The sequence below is a fragment of the Sphingobacterium sp. UT-1RO-CII-1 genome, assembly GCF_026711005.1.
Classification (GTDB): Bacteria; Bacteroidota; Bacteroidia; order Sphingobacteriales; family Sphingobacteriaceae; genus Sphingobacterium.
This window is the reverse complement of sequence record NZ_JAPPVJ010000001.1, coordinates 88,051-110,277: the sequence shown is the minus strand read 5'-3', so window position 1 is coordinate 110,277 and position 22,227 is coordinate 88,051. Positions and strand designations below refer to the sequence as shown.

Genomic DNA, 22,227 nt, shown 5'->3' with positions numbered 1-22,227 from the left:
TTGTACACAATAGATGCAAATGTTTGGCCGTTTATTTAACTATCTTGTATATAGTGGTTTGTGTTATTTGTCTTCGTCCGTTTCTGAACACTCGATGTTCGGAAACGGACAAAGGTAGGAAAGCAGTTACTGAGTTCTCAATCATCAAGGATTCAATAAAATTATTCATCTCTTAAGCTGTCCACAGGGTTTGTCCGTACGGCTTTCGCTGCATGATAACTGATGACAACCAATAGTAAGCTTGTTATACTCAAAATACCAATTGAAAATACCCCAGGACTTATGCTTATTTTATATGCAAAATTGTCGAGCCAACTGCTCAAGAGCATATAGGTTATCGGAGCAGCAATAAAAATAGCGATAAGAAATAAGCGTAAGAAAGGCTTATTCAGTTGGTAAAATACCTCTGCAGCGGATGCGCCCAGTACTTTACGTACACTCATTTCTTTTTGTCGTCTACTGATCTGATAAGCCGACATACTGAACAAGCCTAGAATAGCAATAGCGATGGAAAGCAAAGTGAAACCGTTTAGTACTGCTTTCAATTGATCCTGCCGCGCATGTATTAAAGCATACTGTTGATCTAAAAATTCGTAATCCAGGGGTAATGACTCTGCATGTGGATTATCTTTCCATTCTTTTTCAACAGCTTGGATAGCCTGTGAAACTCCTCCTACTGCTGTTTTTACGATTAAGGATGTCTTATAACGACCTGGTCCGCACTCGTTTTTATAAGAGTAAATTGTAGGAGCTACTTTATTTTCAAAACCATACGCTTTACTGTCTTTCACAATGCCTGCAACTGTAAATTCGACATCGCAACCCATTATTTTAGCGCCTGCGATATCACCTTGAATGCCCATCTGAAGAGCGGCCGTTTCATTCAGGACGGCATAGTGCATTAAGCTATCATTCACTAAACGTTCAAGAGCTACTTCTGGCTTACCCGCAACGGTTGATATTCCTAAGGTCTCGAAATATCCCTTATCGATACCGATATGTTCCATCTCCACCTTCTTGTCAATATAAGAAAAGTGCTTTTTAGGTGGCAAGTTCTGTGTGCCGGGGATATTGGTAGCGGCAGAGACAGCACTGATCGAAGGAGACTGTAGTAAGCGCTGTTTCATATTGTATAAGGAACCGTCGAGTTGTCCGTCGTAATACATACCTACGCTTTTAAAATTGATGACTTGTGAAGGTTCGAATCCTTTATCAGAAGAATGTATATAGGCCATCTGCTGATTGACAATCAATGCACCTGTGATAAAAACGATAGCTATCACAAATTGGAAACCTAATAGCGAGTTGCGGAGCAAGGTGTGTGTCGATTTTTTTTCTAATTTACCCTTTAAGGCAGTAAGCGGATGAAAACTCGACAAAGTTATAGACGGGTATATGCCGGCAATCAATGTGGTTAATACAACAGCGGCAATTAACTGAACTAAAGTTTGTAAACTTAACAAGTAATGACTTAAATCATCATTGAGCCATTTCTGCAGTAAATTCCCACTAAAAAGAAGAAGAAGCCAAGCTAAAACCGCAGCCAACAGACATTGAATAAAAACCTCCGCCAGAAACTGTACAGAAAGCAACCGCCGGCTACTGCCGAAGAGTTTTTTCATCCCTATCTCCTTTGCTCTTTTATCCGCCTGTGCCATGATCAGGTTGGTAAAGTTTGCTGCCGAAAGGGTTAAAATAACGATGGAAAGTATGCCCAGTACCCAAATGGTCAGATAAGGACTATTAGACCCATGTTGCGGTCGTAAATGTTGATGGCTCAATGGGTCAAGGTAAGTGCTGCCAAGCGCAAAGCTAGACGAACGTACCGACTCGTGCTTAGCAGTCTTATTACTGTATAATGCACTTATTTTTTTATTTAAAGCCGCAACGTCCGTGCCTGGTTTTACCTGTATAAAAGTTTGGTATGTATAGGGGTTACCTGTAGTTTCGTCCTCTATTTTTTTAATAAAAAGAATTTCATAGTCTAGATAGGATAATTTTCTGTTTTTACTTACTCCATAAATAGCTTCTTCGACCCCTAAGCTTTTGCTCAGCACAGGGACGCTTTTCGGAATCGAAAAATCCTGGTAATCATTTGGAAAAAGTTGCTTAGCCAACGTCTTTGTCACTAATGTAGCGTCTTTTTGGTCTACATTTTTATAGAGTGGTCCAGATTGACTCTCCACCTGAAAAATAGCTGCAGCAGCAGAGTCGATAAGTACCGTGTTTTTCACGTTAACAGTCTCTTCTCCAAAAACCGGATAATAGCTGTAAGAATAGTCTAATACAGAGCCCGCATGCACCACCTCAGGGAAGTTTTCCTTGATGGTTTTTGCAAGCGATGGTGGAGTTTCTACTGTATAATTTCCTTGATAGGTTAACCCCACCAAATAGATGTCGTCATAGTTTGGGTTCCAGCGGTCGTAGCTCGTTTCCCGATTGATGTATTGGTAAGCCAAAATAAATCCCGTAAAACCCAGTGCCAATCCAATGATGTTAAGCGAAGTGAATAAACGGGTCTTATACAGATTCCGGCGTAGTAAAGTGATAAAATATGTAAACATGATATATAGGTTTATAGTTTTTTATTCATCTCGCAGACTGTTAACCGGATTGTCCAATGCTGCTCTAATAGTATGTACCGACACGGTAAGGAAAGCAATGATTAAAATAGCGCCGGCACATAAAATAAGCAGGGCAGGGCTGAGTTCGTAGCGGTAGCTGAAATTATTGATCCACTCTTTTGCCAGATACCAAGCAATTGGCAAGCCGATAATTAAGGCTATACAGACCATACGGATAAAATCTTTTGAAAGTAGTACAACAAGTTGTGAAACACTGCTTCCTAAAACTTTACGGACACCGATTTCTTTTGTTCTCTTTTGCGTAGCAAGTAAAGCTGCCGAGAATAGTCCCATACAGGCAATGCTGATTGCAATAATACCGCCAGTTAAAATAATACTGCTGATCCGTTGCTCTTGTTTATACAGGCGGGTTGTGTTCTCACCCAAATAAGAGGCGTTGTTGTTATAGTCTGGGTTTATTTTTTTCCACACCTCTTCAATCTCATTAAGCGAGCTGCTTAGATCATTTGAAGCTATACGTATAAAAATATAATCGATCTCAAAGCCCAAATCCGGATCTATAGATAAGGTTAAGGGTTCGATATTTTGTCGTAAATCTTTGAAGTTATAATCGCTCACTACACCGATTATTTCCGTGTCATTGTTAAATGGGGATAATACTTTGCCAATTACCTCTTGTGGATCGCCAAGTTGTCTGGCCATTTTCTCATTGATAATAACAGCTGTTTTATCGTTCTCGCGATCCATCGAGAAATTACGACCGGCAATTAGAGGAATATCCAATGTTTCGAAATAATCAAAATCTACCCTTTGCCAATGTGTATATACTTGTGTGCCTTCGTAATCAAAACCTAGTTTAGAGGTCGATTGATTGCCATCGCGGCCCATACCAAGATTGGTGTCCGACCCCGTAACAGATAAAACGTTTGGTTGATCAGCCAATGCTTGACGCATAAGACGTAAACCTGTTTCTCCATTGATTTTAGGTCCTACAGGAATACTTATCACTTGTTCTTTGTTAAAGCCTAAGGGCATTTTATCGATATACTGCATTTGCAAGACAATTGCCGCAGTAATGATAAGAAGTACAACAGCTATGGTAAATTGTAGGATAGGAAGAAGTTTCTGTAAGCCCCAGTTATTACCAACAGATAGTTTGTTTTTAAGCAATGTAATGATGTGGTAGCGGGTTACGAAAATAGCGGGATAGCCTCCCGCAATGAGGGTGACAAGTAAAAAAAGCAGGCAAACAGTTGCTAATATTTGCCATTCCAATAACTCACTAAGCACTATAGGGAACTGTGTAATGGCTTTATACTGCGGTAAAGCAAGCCAGGCTAGGAAAAGACCTACGAGCAGAGCAAAAAAAGTGTAAATAATGGATTCCAACCAAAGTTGTACACTTATTTGCTTACGACTACCGCCTACCGATTTTTTGATTGCTATCTCTTGTGTGCGGGTCAAGGCTGTGGCAATACCAACGTTGATGAAATTACTTACAGAAATAACAAGGATCAATAGCGCTAAAGCGAGTAGTATTTTAGGAAGGAGCGGGTTAGTCCCGTTCCCGAGCTGTAGCTTGTTTAAATGTAATTGATTAATAGGTAGTACATTCAACGAGAGGTATGAGCCTTCTTTTTGAGCAATTGCCCCGTTCTGTTTGAGCAGTTCTACCTCCTTTTGAAAATGCTGTGCGGTGAAACCAGCTACTTTAGCTGCAAAAACATTTTCGTCCAGTTTTTCTGCTGTTTGTATGAAAACTGTGTGATTCTTGTCGGTCCAACTTTCTCGTTTTGATTCCCAACCCTCTTTGCCCACATAATCTGGGAAGTTTTCAAAACGCTGTAGGCTTTGAAAGTTTAAGCTTGAGTTCTTCGGTACATCGGCAGATACAGCAGCGACCTGCATAGCTTTCCAGCTGCCTGAGGAGTTTACCTCAATCTGTTTGCCGACTACGTCGGTATGACCGAAAAGACTTTTCGCTGTACTTTCGGTCAGGATGATATTATTAAGCTCAGCTAAAGCTTGTTTGTCACCCTGTAACAGTTCAAAACTGAACATGGTTAGAAAGTCAGCATCAACATAGCGTGTCCCTACGGTTATTTCCTTATCGGCTGTTTTTAAAACTATACCTCCATTTCCCCAACGGCTTGCTTTCTCAACATAAGGAACTTCAGCCTTTAATGCCGTCATGAGTGGAATTGGCATGGTTTCACTCGCTTTCTGATGCTGTATGCTGTTGTGGTCGGACGAAAAGTAAAGTAAACCTAATCGATCTTTGTTGCTATGGAAATTATCAAAGGATAGCTCGTGTTTTGCAGAAAGAAATAGAACAATACATACGGCAAAGGCAAGTGCTAAACTGAATATTTGTATAAATGACTGTAGCTTTCTTTTCCGTAGATTACGCCAAGTACTGTTGAATATTGTTTTTAACATACCTTTTGTTTTAATTTTCAAGCTGGCGCATAATTTCGCCATAGTGATGGTTTGATTTGATGTTTTTTGCTTTCCCTCGAACGGCAGTATTTAAATCGGCATTTGCTGGCATATTTTTTATAATTGCTTTAAGCACCTCCGCTTGATGATAGTCCGATTGTATGATGTCCGTTAATGCGATAGTCTGCTTCCAGCCTTCTGTATCAAGTTTATTAGAAGTGATCATCTTTTTTAGAACTTCCGCTTTATGGTAATCACTATTTATATGGGCTAGATTTTCTAGAGTTAGCTTTGCTTTTGTAGAATTTAGATCATTAGTCTTTAACAGCATGGATAAAACTTCCGCTTGATGGTAGTCCGAATTTATATTTGCTGTGATACGAATTACCTTTTCGAATTGCTTATCATTGAGTTTGTTTGTAAATAGTTTTTGGATGGTCTGTTGCTTATAATAGGCTGATTCCATATTGCTCACTACTGCCAGATAAGCATCGAAGCTATGATCGTCTTTCAGAGCGTTATCCATAACTCCTCCAATAATTTCAGCTTTGTAGTAATCACTTGCTACATATTGGTCGATATTATTTAATACGTCGCTGCGGTGAGCGTTGGAAATGTCCTGACGTAATAGTTCGGACAGATAAATCTGTTTGGTATAATCACTTGAAAAATTAGCTGTCTCTTTTAAAACAGCGTGGATACCTTTTTTATTGTAAATACGGATTGCACGTTCTTTACCGTATATTCCTTGATTAATGAGGATTTGTATGCACTCAGCTAGTAAATCTTCGTCGCTAGCGCTTAATAGCTCTGTTTCCGTACCATTGATGCGGTAAACTATTTTTCCGTTTTTATCTGAAAAGACTTCCAGTCTTTTGTTTTTTATACTGTAGTTGATTTTTCCATCTTTTGATAGCTCTGTGATGCGTTTATCATCGTCAGATAATTTTATCTGACCATGCACATCCAGGTTCATCCCATTGTTTTTTATCTTGATGCTCACATTACCATCCGACTTGCTTGCTCTTTCTATATTATTATGTCCTGATGTGGTAAGGATGCCCTTGCCTTGCTGGGCCGTGACCAAAAGAGTGGATAAGCTAAGTAGTACGAAAACAAGCAGAAAAGTATTCTTATTGACCATGATTTTTATTTTTTATAAAATCCTAAATGTGTATTTCTACACATTTAGGAATACAATCCATGTTCCAATATTTTAAACGGTTGATTTATAGGGTTTTTTTGAAGGTGTCTACTGTTCGTTTTCGAACAGTAGACGTTCATTGTCGGACAGAGGTTTACTTCAACCAATCTATTCCTACAATTGTAATTGCCCTCTCAATGATGTCCTGCGGTAGAGGGGAGTTCAATATGTATAATTTTTCGGGTTTAGTTTTTCCTTTTCTTTTTTCATTACTATCTACAATGAAAGAGGAGACTATACTTTTGTTCCATTCTATTGACTTATCTTTGAATGTATTTTGTAATTCTTCTGTTAAATATGACTTAATTTCAGAGTTTGTGAATTTAGAACCTACTTTAAAGTATTTGTTGAGTATTAAAATACAGAATAATATAAGATCCCTTCGTTGTTGTTTTCGTACAGTTTTTCCTTTTCTTGATTGGTTTGCCTTTTTAACAATTAATGGTAGATCTGTCAATCTGGGGGGGGTAAGATTTGTGTTTAATAATTTAAGCGCTGTAAGATTGTAAACGTTGTGACCTATTGATATTAATTCGTCTAACTTTATGGATTGTTTTCCAGATATTATTCTGGAATAAGTATTTTTTCCTAAACCTGCTATTTCATCAATTTCTTGCATTTCTAGATTAAAATATAACCTAAGTTTTTCTAGATTATTAAGTGCTAATTGATACTCATTTTGACTGTTTTTTATCATAATTAAGAAAATCGAGTTTAAAATATTTTTATATTCGAATATTTATTTGTACGTTTGTTTTAGCATCATGATATACTATAATAGGTGGGATGATATGCTTGTCAATAAGTTTTGCGAAAAACAATAACCTAGATCGTTCGCAAAATGGAATCTGAGAAAAAGATGTGTTTTTTTATAGTATAAGGGTGTTGTGCGTATGATCTGAGCCCTGTGAGAAAGCTTTTTTAAGTTGTGTGGGTTTAGGTGTAGATTTTCTTTTGAAGTTTTGAGACTCATGGTGTTTTGTCTCGTTAATAATTGGTTTGTTTTTAAGATTTTACTAACCGATACAGATATAATTATTAAATAATGAAAAGAAAAAAAATTAAAGAACCAGAAAATCCTCCTAGCTAAATAGGAATATGCTGTTGTTTTCATTACCCATTGTTTTAAGAATACGTTTCTTGCCGAAGCCGTGTTAGATAAACTTTGTATAAAAACCAACACAATTCCTATAGGAATGGGTAATCCTTTAAGCTCAAGCATAAAGCATACTTCGAAAACAGCATTCGTTTTGCTGATCACAAATGAAGGCCTTTATCAAGTGATCTATGTAATTGCATATTAAGTAATATTGCGGTTGCAGCGCAATAGCTTGTAGTGAATTACATGTCTAAATTACACATTTTGCCCTTATTAACAATATTGGGGAGTTTGGGTTGGCGTTTACTTGAGCTTTTTTATTTGAGAATTTAGGATTACCTGATTTTCTTTTTTTAAAATTAGAATTATGAACCAATTAATAAACTCTTCATGAATAGTCAGTTTAAACCTCCTTAGAGCAATCATTCGATTAGAAATACTTCTTTTTACGAACCTGAGCTTAAGCAGTTCTATACTCTTTTTTTTGTTGATATATAACTTTCATAGAAAGAAAGAATATAGCCTTGCTTTTTAAAGAGACGCCTGAAAAACGAAGAGTTTTATAAGGAGGGCGGAGCTTTTTCTAAACTTTTATAAAATTAATTTTATGAGTAAACCAATTGTAATTATTTTTTACTTTGTGCTCTTTATCTTCTTGTCTTGTAGTAAGAAGGAGCATGATGATGTTTTGTATGATCCTACACAACCTGTAACATTAGAAAGTTTTTACCCCGATTCGGGAGGCTTTGCAACTCGCATGATTATAAACGGTACAAATTTTGGAACGGATACCTCCTTAATTAATGTCTTTTTTAATGAGAAAAAGGCAAGTGTAGTAGGAACAAATGGAAGCCAACTTTACGTGGTAGTACCTAAACTGCCAGGTGACACCTGTGAAATAAAAGTTTTAGTAGATGGAAAACAGCAGGTATTTGATAATACATTTAAGTATTTCTCTAGCTATAGTATAACGACTGTTGCAGGAAAACAAGGAAGCTCTGTTACTTCTATGGTGGAGGGAAGTTTAGCAGAAACAGAGTTTAGCGGCTATTTAAGTTTTTTAGCTATTGATGGTGAAGGGAATATTTTTGGAACTCAACGAGAAGATAATATTCTTTTCATGATTAATGAGACAAGAAATTTATCAAAAAAACTGTTTGTTTCCTCAATTGGAGGACCTCCTAATATGCCTACAATTAATCCTTTGAACCAAAGGATTTATGTGCCCACTGATTCAGGGCCTTATTATTGGGAGTCTGACCCTGAACTACAATGGACAACTAAGGTTTTACAAATTTTGCATCCGAATGATGCTGAGAAAGACTATACACCTATAGATTGGAAACACTCTTTAGCTTTTAACGCTAAAGATAAACTGGTTTATACAAGGTCTTGGAGAGGAGACTTTATACGTTTTGACCCTAAAACTAGGGTTGGAGAATTATTAGCATCCACAACTAGTGAACAGGTATTCCCAGAACCCTTGTTCGGAAACATGGACGCTTATCATGTTTTTGATCCGAATGACGATGATATTTTATATATTATTTATCAACCTAGGCACTGTATATATACGCTTAATATTAGAACCTTAGAGCATAAATTGTTCGCCGGAACGAATGGAGTCGCTGGATATAATGATGGTGAAGCCAAGAATGCTGAGTTTAAGAATCCACGTCAACTGACAGTAGATAAGGAGGGAAATGTATATGTCGCTGATTCAGGAAATCATTGTATCCGTAAAATTAGTAATGGAATGGTTACTACTGTAGTTGGCAGGGGAGGTCAAGCAGGTTATGTTGATGGTTCTGCGGAGGATGCTTTGCTAAACGACCCATGGGGTGTAGCGGTAGATGAGAACGATGATGTTTATGTGGCAGATCGAGGAAATAGGATAATAAGAAAATTATCTTTTCAATAAGTCAATTATCGAGCTCTCATTTTTTAAATGTAGAGTAATTCACATGAAATATTCTGTATGACAGATAAAAAATAGACTATATACATATGAGAAAAATATTATGCATTCAAATACTCCTTTGGGTATTTGCCGGGGCTGCTATTGCACAAAAAAAAGGAGACCCAGTTGACCTCTCTGGCTACGTTAAAGATTTAGAAGGAAATGTGCTTTCAGGAGTTTCAGCTATTCTTAAAGATAAACCAATTGGTACAACGACAAATGATAAGGGTTATTTTGAGCTTAAAGCAGAAATTGGTGACATTATTATATTTAGTAGTGTAGGCTACAAAAAAGTGGAAAATTATGTTGCTAAGTCTGATAAAGCTATGGAGATTGTTCTTTCTTTAGATACCGATATTGAAGAGGTGGTTGTTACTGGTTTAGGGGGGACGCAACGTAAGATCACAATGACTGGAGCCGTTACTACTGTAGAAGTGAAAGATCTGCAGACTCCTGCTACTAACTTGGTCAATATGTTAGGCGGTCGTGTACCTGGAGTTATTTCGTTACAAACAAGTGGGGAACCAGGAAAAAATATCTCTGAATTTTGGATTCGAGGTATAGGAACTTTTGGAGCGAATTCGAGTGCCCTTGTATTGATCGATGGGTTAGAGGGAGATTTGAGTACTATAGATCCTGCAGATATTGAAAGTTTTTCTGTTCTTAAAGATGCTTCTGCAACAGCTGTATACGGAGTGCGCGGAGCCAATGGAGTAGTGTTAGTGACTACCAAACGTGGGGTGGCAGAAAAGATGAATGTTAGCGTCCGTGCCAATACAACATTTTCCCAGCTTAATAATATGCCAAAATATTTAGGCGCCTATGATTATGCTTTGTTAGCTAATGAAGCTAAGTTAGCACGTGGAGAAGAAGTTTTATATACTCCTCTAGAACTTGACGTTATTAAGTACGGGCTTGATCCAGATTTATATCCGAATGTCAATTGGCGAAATGAGGTACTTAAAAATTTATCACAGCAGAATACACTTTATGCTAGTGCTCGAGGGGGAGGAAATCTTGCCCGATATTTTTTGTCATTAGGTACAAGCAATGAATCAGCAGCTTATAAGAATGCCTCTGATAGTAAGTACTTTAAAGATGTTCATTACAATACTTATAACTTTCGAGCCAATATTGATATGAACTTAAGCGAAGCTTCACGCTTGTACTTTGGCGTTGATGGCTTTCTCTCCAACAATACGCAGCCAGGAATGGCTAATACGGATTATTTATGGTGGGCACAATCGAAACTAACACCTTTAACTATTCCTACTCGGTATTCTACTGGAGAGCTCCCAGCCTATGGACCTAATGATGAATATTCACCTTATGTAATGTTGAATTATACAGGCTTAGTGAACAGCAATACGAACCGTGGTAATTATACGTTATCGTTTGACCATGATTTCTCAAATTATTTTATCAAAGGGTTAAAGTTTCGTGCCCAGGGGGCTTATCAAACGGCTGCAGAGTTTGCAGAGATACGTTCTGTTATGCCGGATATGTATTTTGCTTCCGGACGGAATGCAAATGGAGAGCTTTTATTAACACGTAAAATAAATAAGGCAGGTACAACCTATCATGAAACTACGAATAAGCAATTGCGTAATTATCATTTTGAAGGGAATTTAAACTACTCCACGACAATCGTCGATAAACATCGGATATCAGGGTTAGTTTATTATTATATGAGTGATAATAAAGCATCAGGCGAAACATCAGGAATGGCTGCTATTGCTAAACGTTATCAGGGTATTTCCAGCAGAATATCCTATAGTTTTGACGATACGTATATGATTGACGGAAATTTTGGTTATACCGGGTCAGAGAATTTTGAGCCAGGTAAGCAATTTGGTTTTTTTCCTTCTGTTTCAGGAGGCTGGATACCCACCAATTATAAATTCATGAAGGAAAGTATGCCTTGGTTCAACTTTTTTAAAATCCGTGCTTCCTATGGTTTAGTAGGTAACGACAGGATTAGTGATGCACGTTTCCCTTATCTCACTATTATAAATGAAAATAGTGGAGCAGGTTGGGGAGGGATTGGAGGTATAACAGAGAGTGCTATTGGGGCTGATAATTTAGCTTGGGAAAAGGCTAAGAAGTTTGATTTAGGTATAGAAGGGAAATTTTTAGAAGAACGTTTAAGTTTCGTTGTCGATTTTTTCTCAGATCAGCGAGATGGTATTTATCAGCAGCGTGTACAGATACCAGATTATGTGGGGTTGATAGCTATGCCTTTTGGTAACGTAGGAAAGATGAAAAGTTTCGGCTCAGATGGGAGTGTAAGTTATTATCAGCGACTGAATGATGATATGAGCTTTACTTTGCGGGGTAATTTTACGGTTTCGAAAAATAAAGTGCAGAATTGGGAAGAAGCTTTCCCTTTATACGATTATCAAAAGAGGACAGGTTTGCCACATAATATTCAGAGAGGATATATAGCTTTAGGATTATTTAAGGATGAACTCGATATTGCTAATAGTGCTGATCAATCTGGCTTTGGAAAATATCTGCCCGGAGATATTAAATATAAGGATATCAATGGTGACGGGAAAATTACGAGTGACGATCAGGTGCCTATCTCTTACTCTAATTACCCTAGGCTGATGTATGGCTTTGGAACAGAGTTTACTTTTAAAAAGCTGACAATAGGTTTGTTATTTAAAGGTACAGGTAATACTGATTTTTACCATGTGGGCAGAGGATATGATTTGGGCTATATTCCTTTCCAAGGTGGTAAGTTAGGAAATGTACTGACAAGTGTTGCAAATCAGACTAATCGTTGGACGCCAGCAGAGATTTCAGGAAATCCTGCAACCGAGAACCCAGATGCTAAATATCCACGTTTAAGCTACGGAAATAATAACAATAATTCACAATTATCTACATTCTGGAAGGCTAATTCCAAATATCTTAGGCTTCAGGAAATTAACGTAAATTACAATTTAGCGACCCCGTTTTTAAAGAGTAAGGTGGGGATTAATTCTGTAGACTTACAGTTTGTTGGGTCTAATCTATTTGTATGGGATAAGATTGATATGTGGGACCCAGAACAAGCCGAAAGAAATGGTCTTGTGTATCCTATTCCTAGAAGGTTTGCATTCCAGTTGTATTTTAATTTATAAAATTATGAAGAGATATTTTTTAAGTATTATGGTTGGTATGGGCTTTTTAAGTTCGTGCAATTATTTGAATGTCGATGAGTACTTTGATGATACTTTAAAGTTTGACTCTATTTGGACTAGGAAGGATTATATCGAACGATACATGTGGGGAGCCGCAGCCCTATTACCTGATGAAGGACAAATTCTTTCAGGACCATGGACACCTGGTCCTATGGCTACGGATGAGGCTATTTGCAATTATACTCCTGAAGAGTTTAAAGGTTTGGCCTATATATTAGGTCAAGTTTCTGAAGATGATCAGAAAGGATTGGGAAATTGGGCTAATAATTATAAAATAATTAGAAAGTGTAATACGGTTTTGGCTAATCTTGACAAGGCAAATGACCTACTAAATATTGATAAAATCGAAATTACAGGCTATACTAAATTCCTAAGAGCGTATGCTTATTATAATTTACTTATGGATTTTGGACCTTTAGTTTTATTAGGTGATGATATTCTAGATAATAATGAACCTACTGAATATTATAATACACACCGTCAGACTTATGATGAATCTGTTGATTATATCTGTGAGCAAATGGAAGAAGCGGCAGGCTTAATGCCGGATATTGTAGCGGCTAATCTTTTTGGTCGCCCGACGAAAGGAGCTGCTTATGCCCTTATAGCACGTTTACGTTTGCAACAGGCTAGCCCACTTTATAATGGGGGGACCGAAGGTGCTAAACGTTACTTTAGCAGTTGGACTAGAACCGTAGATGGGCAGCATTATGTATCGCAACAGTATGACGAAAAAAAATACGCATTAGCCGCTGCTGCTGCCCTTCGTGTGATCGAAATGAATGCTTATCAACTTCATACAGTAGATAAGGAAGACGACACGATGCCTTTACCCACAGGAACTGGAGATGTAAATTTAACATCTAATAATTTTCCTTATGGCGCAGCGAACATTGATCCGTTTCGTTCTTATAATGATATGTTTACGGGTGAAACTGTGCCATTTAGGAATAAAGAGTTTATTTGGGCACGCAATTCAGGGGCAGTTAAAGCAACGACTAGACATGCCTTTAATGTTGATTTAATGGGAGGGTGGAATGGATTATCTGTTACGCAAAAAATGGTGGATGCATATTATATGGTTGATGGTCGTGATATAAGTAATGCCAGTAAAGACTATCCTTATGTAGAAAATCAGGCTGGTTCAGGTGGAGATATTAAGTTTTCAGGCTATACACTACGTCCTTCCAAAGTAGATGGTATGTATCAAAATAGGGAAATGCGTTTTTATGCCAATATAGGTTTTTCTGGAAGGTATTGGACTGCTAATACAACAAGTGAGGGAAGGTATAAAAATCAAATCATTGAATACTTTTTAGGGGCTAACTCAGGAAAAACGGGGTCTTCGTCAAATAGTCAAGATTATCCAATATCTGGTTATGTTTTGACAAAATATGTACATGCCGATGATGCATGGAAAGGGACAGGAGGTGTGGTAATGGATAAATCGTATGCTATTATTCGCTATGCAGAAATTTTATTGGCTTTTGCGGAAGCTTCAAACCATCTGACTCAAAGCCATACTATTGAGCTGGGAGGGCAAACTTTTAATGTGGGACGTGATCAGCAAAAGATAAAGGAAAGTTTTAATCAGGTGCGGTATCGGGCAGGGCTACCAGGAATGAAAGATCAAGAAGTAGCTTCCGTTGAAAAAGTGCAGGAATTGATCGAGCGTGAGCTGATGATTGAGTTTTTGTTTGAAAATAGGAGGTATTATGATGTGCGAAGATGGGGGAAATATGAGGAAATAGAACGAGAACCTATTGTTGGGATGAATATCGAAGCTCCACAATCAGGCTTTCATCAGAGGGTCGCTATAAATCATAGAGCCGTCCGTGAGCGAATTGTTGATAGGAAAATGATCTGGCTCCCCGTTTCGAAGAACGAAGTTCGTAAGATAAAAGATTTTGATCAGAACCCTGGCTGGTAATTTATTAAGATATTAAATATGATAGTTTTTAAAAAAACAATACGCTCTATATATAGTCTGCTAATATTAATGGTAGTTACTTCGTGTGATAGAACAGAGTATTTTGACATAGAGCAATATGAGAAAATGATTTATATTGTAAGTGGAACTAATAATGTGGATGAGGAAGAATTTTCTTATAGTGAAGAAGAAAACGTTCGTTATGTTGCTTTTTCTAGTAGTGGCTCAAAGCCAGTGGGAGAAGATGTGCATATTGAATTGGAACCAGATACAGAACTTTTATCTAAGTTTAATAAGTATACTTTTGATGAAGACAAGGAGAAGTTTGCGAAAGTGCTAAATCCTGATTTTTACCGAATTGAATCCTATAAGCTGACTTTAAAAAAAGGTGAATATACGGGCTTATTACCAGTTTACATTAAATCGGAAGTTCTTGCAAGCCTTTCTCCTGATTCTATTTTTATGATACCCTTGTCCATTAAAACAGTATCTGCTTATAAAATACAAGAAGATAAAAAAAATGTTTTAATGCGTATACGAACTAGAAATGAGTTTGCAACAACTGGAAAAACTACATACTATAGTTTAAAAGGTTATCGTTTGGATACTGTAGGAACGACTTACAATAATGTTTTGTTAACATCAACATCAAAAATTATGCTCCCTTTATCAAACAATGAAGTTCGAATTTTTATTGCTAATAATAATGTTGATACTGATAAGGTGACAAGTATTAATAATAATGCATTGCGATTGAAAATTTCTGAGGGTGGTAAAGTAACTATAGAAAGTTATGCTCCTGAAAATAAATTGCTAGAAGTAGAGCAACTTTCTCCGCCATCAGATGAACCGAATTTTCCCTATTTGAATATTTATGATAAGGAAAGAGAGAGATTTATGCTGTATTATCGTTATCGAACCCGAGCTTCAAATAGTGAAGAGTGGGGAAGGTGGTATTACCTTCAGGAAGATTTGAGGCGATTAGAATAAAAGAAGATATAAGTTTAGTGAAAAAGTCGAATAGTATTTAGCTATTCGACTTTTTTACTTTACTCATCCCTTAAACTATCTACCGGATTTGCCCGGGCAGCTTTATAAGTTTGCAGACTGATCAATAGTATTATAGTAATAACGCTCCTTTATTTTAGATTATTTTTTAAAACAGTTTCAAAGATGTGTTTAAGAGTATAGAAGAACAATGTATTAATATGATTCTGTTCTCTGGGATTAGTATCGAGTATATGGATTTTTTAAATAAAGATTTGTTGAGTTATACTAAAAACAGAAAAGTTGTAATAATGGTAAGTTTAGTTTTAGTAAACACTTTTTGATTGATTTAGATTTGTCATAATAAAAATTAACATTTATAAAACCGAAAAAGTAAACGAAGTATAAGAGTGGCTGTTTTGAGAAAATAAGCTGTTTATAACTTTTAATCAATTAAACCTGTTTAAAAAATGAATATTAAACGAAGTCTCTATGGTCTTTTTATAATGACCTTTTGTTTGTCGTGCAGTAAATCATCTGAAACTTCTGAGGGAGCACATGACCCAACTTTACCTTTAGTGTTAACTGATTTTTCTCCGCATGTGGGTTCTGCCGCGTCAAAGATTGTAATCTCTGGGGAAAATTTCGGTAATGATCCTGAATTAATTAAGGTATTAATTGGAGGTAAAGAAGCTTCGGTAGTCGGCGTTAGTCCGACCCGAATCTATGTAATATCACCTCGTCGTTTAGATCCAGCCAATGACATTACCGTTAGTCTTTTAGACAAACAGCAAACCTTTAATACACCCTATTTGTACACATTGTTGCAAACAGTTAGTACGGTATCTGGCAAAATTAATGCGGATGGTTCGGGTGGTGATACCGATGGTGCTTTAACTCAAGCAATGTACAATAATCCTCGTTATCTAAATATCGATGAAGAAAACACTTTATTCGTAATGCAATATCCTGGTTCTAAAAACCTACGAATCGTAGATGTTGTTGGCAATAAGGTTAGTACGATACCGGCTAATGTCGTAAAATCTGCACATGGTATGACTTTCAAAAAGGGAGAGAATGTTCCTTACGTGGTTGATAGGGATGGTGCACCAAAAATAATTTTTAAGCTACCGCCTTCGAATTCATGGCAACCGGTTCTGAGCTTTTCGGATATAAAGAATGAGTATTCTTATCCGCTCGATATAGTTCTAGATGAGCCACGTAATATATTTTATATACAGGAGTATACTGAAGGAAAGATTTTAATGGTAGATGCTACTTCATTTTCTAGTTTGGGGGAGGCTTATCGAACGAATGTCAACGAGATAGATCGATTGGCACTAGACAAAAAGGGGAATTTGTACATAGCAAGAACGAGCAGTCATCATATCATTAAGTATAATCCTGAAACGAAAAAAGCAGAACTCTTTGCTGGCGGGCAAGGAGTAGCTGGCATAAGTAATGGGCCACGTCTACACGCACGGTTTAACAAACCTGAAGCTATGGTCTTTGATGACGAAGGCAATATGTACGTAGCAGATAGTGGAAACCATTGTATTCGAAAAATTGATGCAGCTGGTAACGTTACTACATATGCAGGCCAGATGGGTAAAGCAGGGTATTCAGATGGTCTTCCTGCTGTTGCTTTATTTAATGAGCCTACTGGGTTAGCTGTTGATAGTGAGGGTGTCATGTACGTTGCAGATTCTAAAAATCATAGATTAAGAACCATAATTATAGAATAATGTTGAAAATCAATCAATTATATATATACCTATTACTTTTACTAAATTGCTTACTAAAGTGTAATGTGTATGCACAAGAAGCTGTTGAATTAAAAGGCCTCGTAAAAGATAGTTTAGAAAGACCGATAGATGGTGTCAGTGTTATTGTGAAGAATAAGCCTGGTTTTGGAACTTCTACAGATAATCAAGGGCATTTTGTATTAAGAGCAGTGAAAAACGAGGTTCTTGTTTTCTCAAGTGTGGGATATGAAAAGAAAGAGTTTTTCTTTAATGGGACCAATTTAAACATTGAAATCATTCTAAAAGAGGTTGGTAATAATGAACTAGATGAGGTGGTAGCGGTGGGCTACGGAACACAACGCAAAGTAAGTACTGTTGCTGCGCTGACGACGGTAGCACCAGAAGCATTAAAAACGCCGACAGCATCTATAACGAATGCTCTCGGAGGGCAGGTGGCTGGGGTAATCACGCAACAAAAATCTGGAGAGCCAGGATATAGCAATTCTACGTTCTGGATTCGAGGGATTAATACCTTCGGAGCAAATCAAGGGGCTCTAGTCTTAGTCGATGGTATAGATAGAGGGAGTATCGACGATATTAGTGCAGATGATATCGAATCATTTACAATTCTTAAAGACGCTGCCGCCACTGCTGTTTACGGAGTTAGAGGAGCGAATGGTGTAGTCTTGATCACGACGAAAAAAGGTAAAGAAGGAAAACCAACATTTAGTACCCGTTTGGAGAGAGGTTATTTATCCCCAGCAAGGCTCCAGGATTTTGAAAACTCCTATAATTATGCACGATTAGCAAATGAAGCGAGAGCCGTTAGGGAATTAAGTCCTTTGTACTCTAGAGAAGAGTTGGAGATTATTAAGCATGGTTTAGACCCAGATATCTATCCCGATATTAATTGGAGAGATTATGTTATGCGTAACTCTACGAATAATACAAACTTTAACGTTAGTACTAGTGGTGGCGGAGAAACGGCAAGGTATTATGTGTCAGCAGCATATTATAATGAGTCAGGTTTGTACAAGTTTGATGACTTAAATAAGTATAATACAAATGTAAACTTAAATCGCTACAGTTTTAGAACCAACGTAGATATCAATATTACGAAAAGTACATTAACCTCCGTTGGGGTGGGAGGGTACGTTTCTGATCGAAATTTTCCTGGAATAGGTTCTTCAGATATATGGGGGAGTCTTGCAAACTTGACGCCTATAACTGTGCCTGTTCGTTATTCAAGTGGAGAGATGGCATCTTATGGGGCAGGAAATATGGCAAATCCTTACGTATTACTCAGTCAAACGGGCTTTATAAAAAACTGGACGAATAGAATAGAATCAAATTTGCGTGTCAACCAAGATCTTTCAGTTTTGTTAAAAGGGCTTAAAGCTCATGTACTTTATTCTTTTGATGCCAATAACCATCACGATATTAATCGGACAAAGTTTCCAGAGCTTTGGAGAGCATCGCGAGAAAGAGATCGGAATGGAGATCTTATACTCCGAAAAGTCACAGAACAAACACCTTTGCAATTTAGTAAAAGTGCACACGGTGATAGACGTAATTATTTAGAGGGGGCTATTAACTATAGTCATACTTTTGGAGATCACGATGTTTCTGCATTATTACTTTATAATCAATCTGATCTCGTAAGAAGTAATGCAAATGATGAAATTGCCTCCATCCCTTATCGTATACAAGGGGTGGCTGGAAGAGCTACCTACGGCTTTCGCTCCAAATATCTATTGGAGGTAAATTTTGGATATAATGGTTCTGAAAATTTCGAGAAAAAGAGTCAGTATGGTTTTTTTCCTTCCATCGGAGCAGGCTGGGTCATCTCAGAAGAAGATTATATTAAGAAAAACTTCTCTTTTATTTCGTTATTGAAAGTTCGTGGCTCGCATGGTGAAGTCGGAAATGATCAGATTGGAGGAGGTAAAAGATTTCCGTACATTTCGTTTGTAAATTTAGAAGCAGGAGGAGGTGGCACTTTCGGAGACTATGGAAATAATGGTTTTGCGGGATTGACTGAAGGTGATTTAGGGGCAGATAATTTAACTTGGGAAATTGCTAAGAAGACCAATCTAGGGATAGATTTAGAGCTTTTTGCTAATAAGTTTACCGCTCAAATTGATTTGTTTAAAGAGAAGCGCTCAGGCATTTTTATGCAGAGAACCACTTTACCTGATATTGTTGGGGTGAGGTCTAATCCTTGGGGCAACGTAGGTATTATGGCCAATAAAGGGATTGATGCTTCCGTTGCATTTAAGCAGCAATTGGGCGAGCTTTTTCTTACTGTTAGGGGGAATGTGACTTATAATAAAGGAGAGATAATCAATTTTGATGAACCAGAACCCCGATTTCCTTATCAAGGCTCAAAGGGACAACGTTACGGTCAGTTAAAAGGGTTAATTGCTTTAGGTTTGTTCAGTGATTCACTAGAAATAGCTAGTAGCCCAAAGCACTATGGAGAGGTTAGACCTGGAGATATTAAGTATAAGGATGTGAATGCTGATGGGAAAATCGATGATGATGATATCGTTCCAATTGGCAAAAGCTCCGTTCCTGGATTAATTTATGGTTTTGGCTCAGAAATATCGTATAAGTCTTTTTCGTTCGCATTCAGATTTCAGGGGGCAGGTGAATCCAACTTTTTCTTAGGAGGAGCAGGAATGTATCCCTTTGCTGGTGGAGAAACTGGAAATATACTTGAAATTGTTAATGATGATTCAAAGCGATGGACCCCAGGTTGGTACTCGGGTGATCCTAATACAGAAAATCCTAAAGCTCGCTTTCCTCGTCTAGATTATGGAGAAAATTTGAACAATAATCGTAACTCTACATTTTGGCTTGCAAATGCCCGATATCTGCGGCTAAAGGAAATTCAAGTGGGCTATACTTTACCAAATAACTTTATAAAGCGTTTGAAAATGAGCCATGTTCGAGTGTACGCAACAGGTTTTAACCTATGGGTTTGGGATAGTATTAAATTATGGGATCCTGAGCAGGCAAGTAGTAATGGAGCCGTTTACCCGATTTCAAGAACGTTTAACATGGGGTTAGAGGTTCGTTTTTAAAGTCAATAAATCAATAATGCTACAATCAATATATAACCCAAATAGAGGGTGTTTTTGTAAAAAAAATAAAATAAACGAATGAAAAACTTCAATTTTTTAATAATAGCAGTCATATCATGTATAATGTTCTTTACTGCATCCTGCAAGAAGTTTTTGGATGTAGATCCCTACATTAACGATATGTTTAACATGGATACTGTGTTTACCAAAAAAGTCTTTGCTGAGCGTTACTTATACACCATATATAGCAGCATTCCTGATGAGGGCAAGTTTGTTAGTCATGGTGTCCCTTGGGTTGGAGCTTCTGATGAGGGAGCATGGAGATGGATGAGATCTGATATTCCAGCAAACTACTACGCCTCTGGAGATTACGATGCTTCCTTGCCATTTTTTAATTCTTGGACTCCTTTATATCAAGGTATTCGATCTGCTAATACATTTTTAGCTAGGGTGGATGAAGTACTTGATATGAAGCAGGTGGAGAAGCAGGAGCTAAAAGCACAGGCGAGATTTTTAAGAGCCTATTTTTATTACTACTTAATTATGCAGTATGGACCAGTTACGCTATTGCCTGATGAGCCGCTGTCGTTTGATAAGGACCTTTCTGAATTGTTACTTCCGCGAAATACTTTTGATGAGTCGGTGGAGTATGTGGTTGCCGAATTGGATGCGGTGGTAAATGAACTTCCTTTAAATCAAGATCCTTCCTGGGTCGGAAGGCCGACAAAAGGTGCTGCTTTAGCTGTTAAGTCGAGATTACTTTTATATGCTGCGAGCCCACTTTTTAACGGAAATACGCAGTATGCAGACTTTTTGAACGTGGATGGTAAGCATTTTATCAACCAAACTTATCAGGAAGAAAAATGGGCTAAAGCAGCTGCGGCAGCGAAAGAAGTGATTGATTTAGGGATTTACCAGCTGTATACTGTACCGAAAACAAATGAAACAGCTTCCTTGCCAGCTGCTGTACCTACTTTAGACTTTCCTAATGGCGCAGGTAATATTGACCCATTTTTATCTTATAGAGATTTGTTTGCAGGAGGTACATTACTTCCAAGTATGAATACAGAAGCAATTTTCGTTCGTAACAGCACTGAACTTAATAATAGTATACGTTTTAGTATGCCGAAAAATATGTCAGGATGGTCTGGAGCAGGAGTCACACAAAAGTTAGTTGACGCATATTATACAAGAGATGGTCAAGATATTTATACTCCAAGTGCGGAATACCCTTATTCTGAGAATGGTTTTAGCGCCACAGGCGATGATTTTACATCATCAGGAACAGCGATGATGTACGTAAATAGAGAACCTCGCTTTTACGCATCAATTGGTTATAACGGGAGTTTTTGGGAAGGAACTAGTGCGACGAATAATGCGGTTAAGAATTTTGTTGTTGAATATTATTTCGATGGGAACGAAGGTAGAGGTTCTGATGCCGAGAATTATACTTTAACGGGTTATGTAATTAAAAAATTCTTGAATCCCGAGGATAATTTGGCTTACGGGGGAGGGTCATTGCAGACACGCAAGGTATATCTACTTTTTAGATTGGCTGAAGTCTACCTAAATTATGTAGAGGCCCTTAATGAACTTTCGGGAAGTTATACCTTTTATGGACAACATGTTTCTCGAAACACTGCCGAAATCAGCAAGTATTTAAATATGATTCGCTATCGCGCAGGTTTGCCTGGAGTATCTGCTTTAGAACTTAGTGATCAGGTAACAGCTAGACTCAAGTTAAGAAGAGAGAGACAGATTGAGTTAGCTTTTGAAGGCAGAAGGTTTTTTGATACTAGAAGATGGAAAATAGCAGAAACCGAAGATAATCAGCCTGTCTTGGGTATGAATATTAATGCTACGAAAGCAAATAGAGAAGAATTCTTCAAGCGTACCTTGGTGAGAGATTTAAAACGAAACTTTAGTAGAAAGCAATATATTTGGCCGATTCCTCGAACAGATATTGTGAAAAATAAAAATATCGTTCAGAATCCTGGCTGGTAA

The 22,227-nt window shown here is 37.5% G+C and carries 11 protein-coding genes; 7 read left to right on the top strand and 4 right to left on the bottom strand.

The window, feature by feature from the left end; all coding sequences use genetic code 11:
* Positions 1-161 precede the first annotated feature (161 nt).
* The 4 genes from ORI89_RS00375 to ORI89_RS00360 all read right to left on the bottom strand — a co-directional run bounded on the left by ORI89_RS00375 (position 162) and on the right by ORI89_RS00360 (position 6,925).
* The gene (locus tag ORI89_RS00375; RefSeq protein ID WP_268228435.1) at positions 162-2,564 is read right to left on the bottom strand and encodes an ABC transporter permease; all 2,403 of its coding nucleotides are present in this window, start codon (positions 2,562-2,564) and stop codon (positions 162-164) included.
* 21 nt (positions 2,565-2,585) lie between these two features.
* Positions 2,586-5,024, bottom strand: a complete 2,439-nt coding sequence (locus tag ORI89_RS00370) for an ABC transporter permease (RefSeq protein WP_268228434.1) — start codon at positions 5,022-5,024, stop codon at positions 2,586-2,588.
* 10 nt (positions 5,025-5,034) lie between these two features.
* Positions 5,035-6,168 (bottom strand): hypothetical protein, encoded by a 1,134-nt coding sequence (locus ORI89_RS00365; protein WP_268228433.1) that lies wholly within the window; start codon positions 6,166-6,168, stop codon positions 5,035-5,037.
* 154 nt (positions 6,169-6,322) lie between these two features.
* A complete protein-coding gene (locus ORI89_RS00360; RefSeq protein WP_268228432.1) occupies positions 6,323-6,925 on the bottom strand; it encodes a helix-turn-helix domain-containing protein in 603 nt (200 codons plus the stop codon).
* 1,009 nt (positions 6,926-7,934) lie between these two features.
* Between ORI89_RS00360 and ORI89_RS00355 the strand changes: the two genes are divergently transcribed.
* From ORI89_RS00355 to ORI89_RS00325, 7 genes are all read left to right on the top strand, one after another.
* Positions 7,935-9,248 carry an IPT/TIG domain-containing protein gene (locus ORI89_RS00355; protein ID WP_268228431.1) on the top strand — a complete coding sequence of 438 codons (1,314 nt, stop codon included), beginning with the start codon at positions 7,935-7,937 and terminating at the stop codon, positions 9,246-9,248.
* An 86-nt stretch (positions 9,249-9,334) separates the two neighbouring features.
* Positions 9,335-12,415, top strand: coding sequence for a SusC/RagA family TonB-linked outer membrane protein (locus ORI89_RS00350; protein ID WP_268228430.1), 3,081 nt, complete (start codon positions 9,335-9,337; stop codon positions 12,413-12,415).
* A gap of 4 nt (positions 12,416-12,419) precedes the next feature.
* Positions 12,420-14,405, top strand: coding sequence for a RagB/SusD family nutrient uptake outer membrane protein (locus ORI89_RS00345; protein WP_268228429.1), 1,986 nt, complete (start codon positions 12,420-12,422; stop codon positions 14,403-14,405).
* An 18-nt stretch (positions 14,406-14,423) separates the two neighbouring features.
* Positions 14,424-15,395, top strand: a complete 972-nt coding sequence (locus tag ORI89_RS00340) for a DUF1735 domain-containing protein (protein ID WP_268228428.1) — start codon at positions 14,424-14,426, stop codon at positions 15,393-15,395.
* 467 nt (positions 15,396-15,862) lie between these two features.
* Positions 15,863-17,137, top strand: a complete 1,275-nt coding sequence (locus ORI89_RS00335; protein ID WP_268228427.1) for an IPT/TIG domain-containing protein — start codon at positions 15,863-15,865, stop codon at positions 17,135-17,137.
* Positions 17,138-17,202: 65 nt separating this feature from the next.
* Positions 17,203-20,223, top strand: a complete 3,021-nt coding sequence (locus tag ORI89_RS00330) for a SusC/RagA family TonB-linked outer membrane protein (RefSeq protein ID WP_268228426.1) — start codon at positions 17,203-17,205, stop codon at positions 20,221-20,223.
* A 78-nt stretch (positions 20,224-20,301) separates the two neighbouring features.
* Positions 20,302-22,227 (top strand): RagB/SusD family nutrient uptake outer membrane protein, encoded by a 1,926-nt coding sequence (locus ORI89_RS00325; RefSeq protein ID WP_268228425.1) that lies wholly within the window; start codon positions 20,302-20,304, stop codon positions 22,225-22,227.

Excerpts from the sequence above, each read along its gene's own strand:
- ORI89_RS00375 (WP_268228435.1), bottom strand. The coding sequence starts at position 2,564 with ATGTTTACATATTTTATCACTTTACTACGCCGGAATCTGTATAAGACC.
- ORI89_RS00370 (WP_268228434.1), bottom strand. The coding sequence starts at position 5,024 with ATGTTAAAAACAATATTCAACAGTACTTGGCGTAATCTACGGAAAAGA.
- ORI89_RS00365 (WP_268228433.1), bottom strand. The coding sequence starts at position 6,168 with ATGGTCAATAAGAATACTTTTCTGCTTGTTTTCGTACTACTTAGCTTA.
- ORI89_RS00360 (WP_268228432.1), bottom strand. The coding sequence starts at position 6,925 with ATGATAAAAAACAGTCAAAATGAGTATCAATTAGCACTTAATAATCTA.
- ORI89_RS00355 (WP_268228431.1), top strand. The coding sequence starts at position 7,935 with ATGAGTAAACCAATTGTAATTATTTTTTACTTTGTGCTCTTTATCTTC.
- ORI89_RS00350 (WP_268228430.1), top strand. The coding sequence starts at position 9,335 with ATGAGAAAAATATTATGCATTCAAATACTCCTTTGGGTATTTGCCGGG.
- ORI89_RS00345 (WP_268228429.1), top strand. The coding sequence starts at position 12,420 with ATGAAGAGATATTTTTTAAGTATTATGGTTGGTATGGGCTTTTTAAGT.
- ORI89_RS00340 (WP_268228428.1), top strand. The coding sequence starts at position 14,424 with ATGATAGTTTTTAAAAAAACAATACGCTCTATATATAGTCTGCTAATA.
- ORI89_RS00335 (WP_268228427.1), top strand. The coding sequence starts at position 15,863 with ATGAATATTAAACGAAGTCTCTATGGTCTTTTTATAATGACCTTTTGT.
- ORI89_RS00325 (WP_268228425.1), top strand. The coding sequence starts at position 20,302 with ATGAAAAACTTCAATTTTTTAATAATAGCAGTCATATCATGTATAATG.